The sequence below is a fragment of the Candidatus Chloroploca asiatica genome (assembly GCF_002532075.1).
Classification (GTDB): Bacteria; Chloroflexota; Chloroflexia; order Chloroflexales; family Chloroflexaceae; genus Chloroploca; species Chloroploca asiatica.
Map to the genome: position 1 here is coordinate 1 of NZ_LYXE01000095.1, position 6300 is coordinate 6300.

The 6300-nt window shown below is 57.4% G+C and carries 4 protein-coding genes and 1 tRNA gene; 3 read left to right on the forward strand and 2 right to left on the reverse strand.

Annotated features, from left to right (window positions below):
• Positions 1-160 precede the first annotated feature (160 nt).
• From A9Q02_RS12545 to recJ, 3 genes are all read left to right on the forward strand, one after another.
• Positions 161-235, forward strand: a tRNA-Ile gene (locus A9Q02_RS12545).
• 122 nt (positions 236-357) lie between these two features.
• Complete coding sequence (gene rfbC / locus A9Q02_RS12550; RefSeq protein ID WP_097653432.1) at positions 358-924, forward strand: dTDP-4-dehydrorhamnose 3,5-epimerase; 567 nt, start codon at positions 358-360, stop codon at positions 922-924.
• 181 nt (positions 925-1105) lie between these two features.
• On the forward strand, positions 1106-2818 hold the full coding sequence (gene recJ, locus A9Q02_RS12555) for a single-stranded-DNA-specific exonuclease RecJ (protein ID WP_097653433.1): 1713 nt from the start codon (positions 1106-1108) through the stop codon (positions 2816-2818).
• Here recJ and A9Q02_RS12560 read toward each other — a convergent pair.
• Together A9Q02_RS12560 and A9Q02_RS12565 are read right to left on the reverse strand one after the other, a co-directional pair.
• Positions 2787-4502 carry an HD domain-containing phosphohydrolase gene (locus A9Q02_RS12560; RefSeq protein WP_097653434.1) on the reverse strand — a complete coding sequence of 572 codons (1716 nt, stop codon included), beginning with the start codon at positions 4500-4502 and terminating at the stop codon, positions 2787-2789. The two genes, recJ and A9Q02_RS12560, sit on opposite strands and share 32 nt — an antisense overlap.
• 35 nt (positions 4503-4537) lie before the next feature.
• The gene (locus A9Q02_RS12565) at positions 4538-6061 is read right to left on the reverse strand and encodes a DUF512 domain-containing protein (RefSeq protein WP_097653435.1); all 1524 of its coding nucleotides are present in this window, start codon (positions 6059-6061) and stop codon (positions 4538-4540) included.
• Positions 6062-6300 lie beyond the last annotated feature (239 nt).

Genomic DNA, 6300 nt, shown 5'->3' on the forward strand with positions numbered 1-6300 from the left:
TACGACGTGCGCACGCTCCCGATGGCCCAACTCTGTCGGGGGCAGTTGCTCGGCTGGCCCCCAGAGGGCCTGGCAGAAGTAGTCCCCAAACCGTAACGGTCTCTTTGTGCCGCTACCCCATGCGCAACAGTCCATGGTATAATAGGGCCGCCCGCTGTTGGGGCCGCTAGCTCAACGGCAGAGCACTCGGCTCATAACCGACTGGTTCCCGGTTCGAATCCGGGGCGGCCCACCACACCGCATACGCCGGAGATGCCAGTTATCCTGGTCTCTCCGGCGTATTGTATATGCGAACTGTGAAGCAAGGCGTGTGGTACAATAGGTCAGGCTTCTATCCTTGTTTACCCTTCAACAATTATGGCTATTCGGATCACAAAGACGGAACTAGACGGAGTCTTGATTGTCGAGCCCGATCTCTTTCGCGATGAGCGTGGGTTTTTTCTTGAAACCTACCGCCAGGATCTCTATGCGGCTGAGGGTATTACCTGTACCTTTGTTCAGGATAACCACTCGCAGTCGCGTCAAGGGGTCTTGCGAGGTTTGCACTATCAAGATTTGACGGCCCCAATGGCAAAGCTGGTACGCTGTTCACGGGGGACGATTCTTGATGTTGCCGTTGATTTGCGGGTCGGCTCACCGACGTTTGGCCGCTGGGTGGCGGCTGAATTGAGTGACCAGAATGCCCGTCAACTCTTCATCCCCGTTGGCTTCGGGCATGGCTTTCTTACCTTGTCGGCGGTCGCCGAAGTGCAATATAAGTGCTCGGGCTACTATGCACCTGCCGCTGAGGGTGCCGTGCGTTGGGACGATCCGGCCCTGGGTATTATCTGGCCGGTTGCTGACCCTATTGTCTCGCTCCGCGATCAGCAGGCGCAATCGATTGCTGCCTATGGCGAACGTCCGGCTTTTGTCTATGAGCCTTGAACAGGCTACCATCCCGTATCCTCACCGGCGCTGCAACGGTAGATTGTTAGGCTCATGGCTCGCTTGGGCAAGCTTTCCGGCGACTGTAACATTCTGAGCCATCTATCACGTCCTGATGCGTTCGGCTCTTTCCTATTTCCGAGTCTTACATTTCTGCTTTGTTGCGCAAAAAGAGAGGCTTATGTCTGCACGTCGCAAACGTTGGGAGCTCGCGCCGCCTGCATCCTCCGAATTTACCAAGGCTACCGGGCTGAGTCCGTTGCTCGCGACGTTGCTCTATCAGCGTCAGCAACATTCTCCCGAAACAATTGCGGCGTTTCTGACTGACGATCACCGTACCGGTCTGCATGATCCGTTTTTGATGAAGGGTATGGCTGAAGGATGTGATCGTATTTCGCATGCTATTCAGCATGAAGAGAAAATTGCGATCTATGGTGACTTTGATACTGATGGTGTCACTGCGGTCACCTTGCTGATCCAGGCCTTGACGGCCATGGGGGCACAGGTGCAGCCCTACATTCCCCATCGTACCCGTGAGGGGTATGGGCTCAATGTTTTTGCTATCAACGAACTGGCCTCGCAGGGGGTGCAACTACTGATCACGGTTGATTGTGGCATCAGCAACGTGGTTGAGGTTGCCGAAGCAAAGCGACTTGGGCTCGATGTGATCATTACCGATCACCACCAACCCCATGCTATCTTGCCCGATGCGCTGGTCGTGATCAATCCGAAACAGGCTGGTTGTGCCTACCCCTACAAAGATCTGGTGGGGGTTGGCATTGCCTACAAATTGGTGCAGGCGCTCGTTCGGCGCGGGTTGACACTGAACGGGTTGCGTGGGCGTGATCTGCTTGATGTGGTTGCCCTGGGCACGGTCGCTGATATGGGGCCATTGCACGGCGAAAACCGTACCCTGGTGAAGATGGGGCTCAAGGCGATCCATTCCTCTGAACGGCCCGGCCTCAAGGCGCTGATTGAGCTTGCTGGTTTGCGTCGGAGTGCCGTGACGGCGACGGATATCGGGTTTGCGCTGGGGCCGCGTCTGAATGCGGCGGGCCGCCTCGATGATGCCGTGCGCGCGTATGAACTCTTGCTTGCCCAGGATGCGCCAACCGCCGCTACGCTTGCCCAGGTGCTGAATCAAGCCAACCGCGAACGGCAGGATTTGACGAAACGTGTCCAGGCCGAAGCGCAGGCGCTGGCCGAGGCAACTGGTGTGACGCAGCGACGGGTGGTGATGTTGGCGCACGAGGAGTTTCCCGCCGGGGTGTTGGGCCTGGTGGCGGCGCGTCTGGTCGAAGAATGGGCGCGTCCAGTGCTCTTGATCGAACGTGGCGAGGGTGAGTCACGGGGCTCCGCGCGTTCGGTGCCGGGTTTTAGTATCATTGATGCGCTCACGCAGTGCCAGGATCTGTTTGTGCGGTTTGGCGGCCACGCGGCTGCGGCTGGCTTTACCATTCACACGCTGCGGCTGCCTGAACTTGAAGCACGGTTGCTGGCGATCGCCGAACAGCATCTTACTGATGAGATGCTGGTGCCGCGGCTGTTGATTGATGCTGAAATTGAACTGAATAGGCTCGACTGGGGTCTGCTTGAGGAACTGAAACGGCTCGAACCCTTTGGTCAGGCCAATCCAATGCCGGTGCTGATGAGCAGTCGCGTTGAGGTTGTTGATGCGCGTACCCGTGGGGCAGGGGGGCAGCATCTGCGTTTGGTGGTGCGCAAGGCTGGTACAACCTACGAGGCGATTGCCTTTCGCCTCGGCCACCTTGCCGAGGCAGTGCGCCGCCATCCGCTGCTCGATCTTGCCTATACCTTCGAGGACGACGAGTGGAATAATGAGCCCCGCTTGCAGTTGAAGATCAAGGATTTCCGTCGGGCGACGCAGGGTTGAGTATCGCCATCATTTTGCGCTCGTCCTGCGTAAGAATCGCCCCCTTTGACCGGGCACGCACCAATGCGTTAACACACTCCTCATCCAGTTCACGACCGGCAAGACGTTGCAGAATGGTGAGCGCTTCTTCGACCGAGCGCGCCGGGCGATAGGTGCGGTGACTCGTGATTGCGTCAAAGACGTCAGCGACAGCGACGATGCGCCCGATCAGTGAAATCTGATCGCCCTTGAGCCCATAGGGGTACCCGCCGCCATCCAGTCGCTCGTGATGCTGCGCCAAGGCCTGCCAGGCATCACGCAGCAATTCAAGTTCCAACAACCCATTCTCTTTGAGAAACTCCACCCCATAGAGCGGATGTTGACGCATCTGGCGAAATTCGGCCTCGGTTAGGGTGCCGCGTTTCTTCAGAATACGGTCGGGGATCCGGATCTTGCCGACATCGTGCAACTTGCTCGCAATGCGTACCCGATAGATCGTGGCGTGATCAAGCCCCAGTTCTTGGGCAATGGCCACCGAGAAATCACTGACCCGTTGACTGTGCCCCCGTGTGTAGGGATCCTTCAGGTCAATGGCCCCGGTAATCGCATCAATAATGCGGGTCGAAAGCGTATCAATATCGGTGTAGAGTTGCGCCAGACGGATGATGGTTGCAGCTTGTCCGGCTAATGACTCGAAGAGGCTAATATCTTCGGCCTTGAAGGTGCGGCCCTGGCGCGGATTCAACGCCTGCGCTCCACCAATGATCCGCCCCTCCAGGATCCCAAGTTGCCCTCCAACCTCAATCTTGGGTGCTCTGAGTGGGACACAGAGAATCGAACGGGTCACAAAGCCACTCTCAGTATCAAACTGGCGATAGAAGCGCTGATCATGACGAACATCATTGACAACGACGGTTTCGCCGGTTGCGACGACATGGCCAATGATGCCATGGCCAGCTGGGATCCGCTTCGCCTCAACTTCGCTTCGTCGGTACCCCGTCGCCAAGTAGAGCACCAGTTCGTTCTGCGTCTCGTCGTAGAGCCAGATTGAAGCAGCCTCGATATCAAGCAGTTCGCACGCATACTCCATGATCCGGTTGAGCAGATCGTCGCGGTTGAGGGTGGTCGTCAGGCGTGACATAATCTCGATGAGGGCGTGCTGTCGCCGTTCGCGCTGGCGGGCTTCGGTGAGCAAACGAGCTTTTTCGATTTCGGTGACCAGTCGGTTGCAAATGAGATTAATCAACGCGATCTCATCTGGTTCGTCGCATGTGTCGTTGGACACGTTGAAGAGTTCCACCACGCCGACGGCGACGCCCCGTAGCATCAAAGGAACGCAGTACATGGTGCGTAATTCCATGCCTGCGAGTTCGCCGACGGCGCGATCCCAATGCGGATCATCAACGACATTGGCAATAAAAAGAGGTTGCCCCTGACGAAGGGTCAACCCTGCGACGCCACGGTCGGCATGGATGTGCATGCCGATCAGCTTCTGGCTCGCTTCATTGCCTTTGACGACCGTAAAAACAAGTTCGTGGCTGGCTTCTTCATATAAATAGAGGGTGCCGGCTTCGGCGCCGGTTATTTCGAGCAGCAGATCCAGCAACTGATCGAGTAATGCATCTAATTCAGTGCTAGCAGCGATTTGATTGGCGCGTTGGATGACATCAATCATTGATGTCATCCGTTTCTGTTGCTCTGGCATGGTACGCTGTCCTCTACCCTTTGGGCTACCGCTGCTCAGACATCATAGGCCAGGGCGCGTACATAGCGCACCAGTTCGTCAGGATCGCCGGCGAGGGCCACCGGGACACCGGAGGCTTCCGTGATCTGGTGCAGCGTATAGTCGTCAATGGTGCGTTCACCAGTATAGTTGAACATGACCCGTGGCAAGAGCGCACGGGTGCAGCCGCTTGCACGGAGAACCGGGATCAGATCCTGGGCGGTCAAGAGCCCGCTGACCGTGACGGTTTCACCAAAGAAGTGATTGGTGATCGGCAAGACGTTGATCGTTAACCCTTCAATCCGCCTCAGCCGTTGGGCAACCTGTTCGAGCAGTGGCGCAGCCAGTGTGCCACAGACGAGCGCTAGGCTGGTCGGCTGGGCAAGGCGGGCAGGGAGTTTGCGACGAGCGCGTGCCCACAGGTCGAGGAAGTCGCGTACCATGCCGACACCATTCGAATACTGGGGCATATCATCGTACTGCTCGGCAGGTGGCACCGTCCGTTCGGCCAGCAGATAGAACTCATCACTCGGATAGACAAGGGTAAAGCCGGTTTCAGTCCGGCAGCGCGCGCCGATAGGCTCGATCAGATCGATGACTGCCGCAGCCTCTGCGCCTGTATAGCAACGCAGCGGAATGTCGGTCGCCGCCCCAAGTCGTGAGCAGAATCCCATCTCGGGGTTGTGCAGCGGGCGCCCGGGTTGATCCTGCGCGAGCTTTTGCTCTTCCCAGAGGGGTTGCGGTTCCCAGTTGGTATTGATCCAGTCGGGCGTCTCGTGGACCTGAATCGCCGCCTTGATCGTGCTGGGACGTTTGCCGTCAAAGCGGTATTTCGTCAAGCCTACCGGAACAACCGCAATCGACTGGACAATTGGCTGGAGAGCCAGCAGATCCTCGATGCTCTGCCGCAAAACTTCGCCATCATTGGCCCCCGGGCACGCGACGATCTGAGCGTGAACATCAATCCCCATAGCCCCAAGGCGGTGGATCTGCTCACGCACATCGGGCACATCACGCTTGCCGAGCATGAGGCCCCGCCAGAAGGGATCAGTCGCATGAACACTAATATTCATCGGTGAAAGGCGCTGTTCGCCGATGCGCTGCCAGTCCTCTTCGGTCAGATTGGTAAAGGTGACAAAATTATTGTAGAGAAAAGAGAGGCGATAATCGTCATCTTTGAGATAGAGCGTTTTACGAAACCCTTTGGGCATCTGGGTCAAAAAGCAGAAGGGACATTTGTTGTTGCATGTACGCAATCGATCAAAGAGTGGTTCGGTAAATTCAATGCCAAGATCGTCGTCGGGATCTTTGTTGATTTGATGGATCTGTTCATCACCACCAGCAGTGCGTACCCGCAACGTGACCGACTCTTCGGCGATAGCAAAACGATAATCAATCACATCGCGCAGGCGTTGTTGACCAATCGCGACCAGCGTATCACCAGGCTTGAGCCCAAGCGTTGCCCCGAGACCACCCGGCGTAACTGAGGCAATGACTCCACCTTCGCCCGTAATCTGTTTGAGATCAGGTTGATATTCCACAGCACCTACATACGAGAACCTCTGACGGATCGTCTCCCAGAGGCTCTGCTAACTATCTTCATCGAATCGTATTATAGCATCCTTCAGGGGATTTTTGCCCACCTAAAGGGTCTGCTGCTAGGGCGATTGCATGCACCCCACTAGGGCACCCGCAAGGGGTGCCCCGGCCCCCGGCCCCCGGCCCCCGGCCCCCGGCCCCCGGCCCCCGGCCCCCGGCCCCCGGTCCCCGGCCCCCGGCC

Excerpts from the sequence above, each read along its gene's own strand:
- rfbC (WP_097653432.1), top strand. The coding sequence starts at position 358 with ATGGCTATTCGGATCACAAAGACGGAACTAGACGGAGTCTTGATTGTC.
- recJ (WP_097653433.1), top strand. The coding sequence starts at position 1,106 with ATGTCTGCACGTCGCAAACGTTGGGAGCTCGCGCCGCCTGCATCCTCC.
- A9Q02_RS12560 (WP_097653434.1), bottom strand. The coding sequence starts at position 4,502 with ATGCCAGAGCAACAGAAACGGATGACATCAATGATTGATGTCATCCAA.